The sequence below is a fragment of the Streptomyces sp. WAC05292 genome (assembly GCF_003949955.1).
GTDB classification, from domain to species: domain Bacteria; phylum Actinomycetota; class Actinomycetes; order Streptomycetales; family Streptomycetaceae; genus Streptomyces; species Streptomyces globosus.
Map to the genome: position 1 here is coordinate 1 of NZ_RPSE01000568.1, position 2,959 is coordinate 2,959.

General features: G+C 76.7%; 2 protein-coding genes. One reads left to right on the top strand and one right to left on the bottom strand.

What is annotated here, in order from left to right; genetic code table 11:
• On the top strand, window positions 1-1,820 hold a 1,820-nt coding region (locus tag EF903_RS31075; RefSeq protein WP_125548317.1), incomplete at its 5' end, for an NHL domain-containing thioredoxin family protein.
• Window positions 1,821-1,933: 113 nt separating this feature from the next.
• On the opposite strand, the gene EF903_RS31080 is transcribed toward EF903_RS31075, so the two are convergent.
• Window positions 1,934-2,959, bottom strand: a 1,026-nt coding sequence (locus EF903_RS31080) for a hypothetical protein (RefSeq protein ID WP_185902924.1), incomplete at its 5' end; no start/stop codon positions are given.

Below are 2,959 nucleotides of genomic sequence, written 5' to 3' on the forward strand. Positions count from 1 at the left end.
CCCGCCGTGCCCGTGTCCGCGCCCCCGAGCTGATCGGCAAGGGCGGATGGCTGAACACCGGCGGCAAAGAGCTCACCCTCGCCGACCTGCGAGGTAAGTGCGTTGTTGTGGACTTCTGGACGTTCTGCTGCATCAACTGCCTCCACGTCCTCGACGAGCTCCGCGAGCTGGAGGAGAAGCACCGCGACACCGTCGTCGTCATCGGGGTGCACTCGCCGAAGTTCGTGCACGAGGCCGAGCACGCCGCCGTCGTCGACGCCGTGGAGCGGTACGAGGTGCACCACCCCGTCCTCGACGACCCCGAGCTCGCGACCTGGCGGCAGTACGCCGTGCGGGCCTGGCCGACGCTCGTCGTGATCGACCCCGAGGGGTACATCGTCGCCCAGCACGCCGGCGAGGGGCATGCGCATGCCATCGAGCGGCTCGTCGAGGAGCTGGAGGCCGAGCACGCCGCCAAGGGCACGCTGCGGCGCGGGGACGGCCCGTACGTGGCGCCCGAGCCGGTCGCGGGCGAGCTGCGGTTCCCCGGGAAGGCGCTCGTGCTGCCGTCGGGGAACCTGCTGGTATCCGACTCGACGCGGCACCGGCTCGTCGAGCTGGCCCCGGACGGCGAGACCGTCGTCCGGCGCATCGGCAGCGGTGAGCGCGGCTTCGGGCCGGACGCCTTCAGCGAGCCCCAGGGCCTGGCGCTGCTGCCCGACGGGAAGGTCGTCGTCGCCGACACCGTCAACCACGCGCTGCGCACGTACGATCCGGCCACCGGGGCCGTGGAGACCGTCGCCGGGACCGGCCGCCAGTGGTGGCAGGGCTCGCCGGCCTCCGGCCCGGCCCTGGAGGTGGACCTGTCCTCGCCGTGGGACGTGGCCTGGTGGCAGGACCGGGTGTGGATCGCGATGGCGGGCGTCCACCAGCTGTGGACGTGGGACCCCGCCACCGGCACCGTGGCCGTCGCCGCGGGCACGACCAGTGAGGGGCTCCTCGACGGGCCGGCCGCCGAGGCCTGGCTCGCGCAGCCGTCGGGCCTCGCCGCGGCGGGGGACCGGCTGTGGGTGGCCGACTCCGAGAACAGTGCCCTCCGCTACGTCGAGCGCGCCGAGGACGGCGACGGCTACGTGCTGCGGACCGCGGTCGGCACCGGCCTGTTCGACTTCGGCCACCGCGACGGCGACGCCGCGCAGGCCCTGCTCCAGCACCCCCTCGGTGTGACGGCCCTGCCCGACGGGTCGGTCGCCGTGTGCGACACCTACAACCACGCGCTGCGCCGCTTCGACCCGGCGACCGGCCGGGTCACGACGCTCGCGACCGACCTGCGCGAGCCCAGCGGCGCGGTCCTCGCCGGCGAGGACATCGTGGTCGTCGAGTCGGCCCGGCACCGGCTGACCCGGCTGCGCCTGCCGGAGGAGGCCGTGCGCGTGGAGGCGGTCGCGCACCGGACGCAGCGGGCGGCGACCGAGGTCGCGCCGGGCACGCTGCGGCTGGACGTGGTCTTCCAGGCGCCGAGCGGGCAGAAGCTCGACACCCGCTACGGGCCGTCGACGCGGCTGCTGGTGTCGTCGACCCCGCCGGAGCTGCTGCTGTCGGGCGAGGGCGCGGGCACGGACCTGTTCCGCGAGCTGGCCCTGAACCCGGAGGTCGCCGAGGGCGTGCTGCACGTGTCGGCGATGGCGGCGTCCTGCGACGACGACCCGGCCAACGAGTACCCCGCGTGCCACGTGCACCAGCAGGACTGGGGGGTTCCGCTGAAGGTGGCGGAGGGCGGCGCGGCCCGGCTGCCGCTGGTCCTCGCCGGCATGGACGACGCGGCCGCCGCCGGAGCCTGATCCCCGGGGGCGGCGCCGGAGCCTGATCCCCGGGGGGCGGCGGGGCGGGGGCCGTGGTCCGGCGCCGCCCGGATCGCGGGCGGCGGGATCCGGCGCCGCCGCGGGCCGGGCCGCTATCGCGCGGCGGCCTCGTCGGCGCCCGCCGCGGCCGCCCCGCTGTGCGCCGCGCCGGGGCCCGCGGCGGCCCCTTCGCCGCGGCCGGCGCCCTCGATGGAGGCGACCAGCAGGTTCGGGTCCTTGTCGCTGGCCAGGGAGGACGCGCTCGCCACGTACACCCTGCCGTCCCGGACCGCGACGGACGTCGGGCCGGAGATCCCGTCCCGCCGCGTCAGCAGGGTGGCGCGGGTCCCGTCGGCCCGTACGAGGACCACCTCGTCGGAGGCGGGCAGCGCGGCGACGACCGTCCTGCCGTCCCCGGCGAACGCGAAGTCGTCGATCCCGGCGAGCCCGGTGGCGTGGGTTTCGACGGCGCCGGCCGTGCCGTCCTCCCGGACGGGGATCCGCAGCAGGGTGCCGCGGTCGGAGTTGGAGACCCACACGGCGCCGTGGTGCACCTTGATGCCGTTGGCGCCGGCCGAGGTGAGCGGCTCCAGCGGGGCGCCCGCGGCCCAGGCGGTCACGGAGGCGTCGTGGAGGGAGATCCGCCAGACGGTGCCGAGGCGCGAGTCGGCCGCGTAGAGGAGGCCGTGGCGCTTGTCGAGGGCGAGGCCGTTGGCGTGGCCGTCGGCGGGCAGGCGGGCGAAGAGCCCGACGGTGCCGTCGGGGCGGACCCGGTGGATGCCGGTCCGGTCGGTGCCGGTGACGTACGGGACGTACAGGCTGCCGTCGTGCGTGCGCACGATCCCGGTGACGGCCGCGGCGCCCGTGCCCGGGGTGCGCGCCGGCGCCGCCTCGGGGAGGGTGGCGATGACCCGGGTGTGTCCGCCGGTGTCGGCGTGCGCGACCTGCCGGGCGAGCGCGAAGGTCAGGTACGCGGAGCCGTCGGGGTCGAGCGCGATGTTCTCGGGGGTCTGCCCGTCCTCGTGGCTGTAGTGCGCGATGACCCGCGGGTCGGACAGCCGGAACGCGGCCGGGCCCGCCGGCGCGGGATCCGCGGCCGGCGCGGCGGGTGGCGGCGGCGGGATCGCGGAGGCGGGGGC